The sequence below is a fragment of the Cupriavidus phytohabitans genome (assembly GCF_000426345.1).
GTDB lineage: Bacteria > Pseudomonadota > Gammaproteobacteria > Burkholderiales > Burkholderiaceae > Cupriavidus.
The window spans coordinates 1-1,004 of the sequence record NZ_AUFE01000262.1 but is presented as its reverse complement, the minus strand read 5'-3'; the positions used below and the strand labels follow the sequence as shown (position 1 = coordinate 1,004).

Here is a 1,004-nt window from a genome sequence, read left to right as displayed (position 1 = left end):
TGTAATCCGCAAATCGGTCACGTGTGCTCATGCACTTCCACCTTTAATGAAGAAGTCCATATAATGCACTATTTTTTATGACACAGTAAGACTAACAGGCTGCTGAAGTACTCACCGCGCAATCGATGAGGCTTCCCCCCGCGAGGCCGGGGGGCGTCATTATTCACAATCCGGGAGTCGGGCGTCACTGCATCGAGTTTTTCCGCGTTTTGCTAAGCTGAATGCTGCCTACCGTCTGAGACGTTAAGCCAAGTGGCCTTCTGTAGGACTGCTTCTTTATGATGTACGTGCGCCCAATTCATTGTTTCCATTCCGGCGGTCATCGCATCAGCTAGGAAGCAAAAAAGTCATCCGGAGCCCCACCTTGCAGGAGAGAGGAATGAACCTCATTACCGATATCGAATTAGCCGAATTTTTTGGCAGCACTGCCACTCCCCCGGCCATGCAGTTGATTAATACAATTCCGGAGGGGGGAAATGACGATGCGGAAGTCATCTTATGGACGAAAGTTCTTTCCTTCCCCACTTGCTTGCCACCGTACTATATCCTGTATAAGTTACAAGCAAGCCGCGGCGAGCTTCGAAAAGCGCAGGAAGTCGCAGGCAAAGCCCTAGTGGCTGCTGCGCGCCAGGCGTCTATCAACATTGATTGGCGTGCAGTATGGCCCGGCGACGCTGACTTCACTATTTCAGGCCCTGCTCGCTTCTGGCTCTTTACCCTAAAAGCCCAGACGTTATTTAGTATACGGCTTGGCGAGCATGCCATGTCGCTCCAACTGATGAACAAACTTCGCTGCCTGGACGCCAACAACAGCATCGGTTTAGATATCGTTGATTCCTTGCTCGCTCGTTCGCCATTGAGATAACGCCAACCGATATGAGTCACCTTATCCTTTTTATATGTTCAGGTGCGTTGTTGCATAAATCCGGGGTCGGTTGGGCTGACGTTTACGCGCAACGGCTGAAACGCTGGCTCTGTTAACTTCTGACGAAGTTGCGTAGTGT

At 50.9% G+C, this 1,004-nt stretch carries 1 protein-coding gene; it reads left to right on the top strand.

Features of this window, described 5'->3' with window-relative positions; genetic code table 11:
- The first annotated feature begins 379 nt into the window (after window positions 1-379).
- Window positions 380-865, top strand: a complete 486-nt coding sequence (locus tag K309_RS0135185; protein ID WP_029050508.1) for a hypothetical protein — start codon at window positions 380-382, stop codon at window positions 863-865.
- Window positions 866-1,004: the final 139 nt, after the last annotated feature.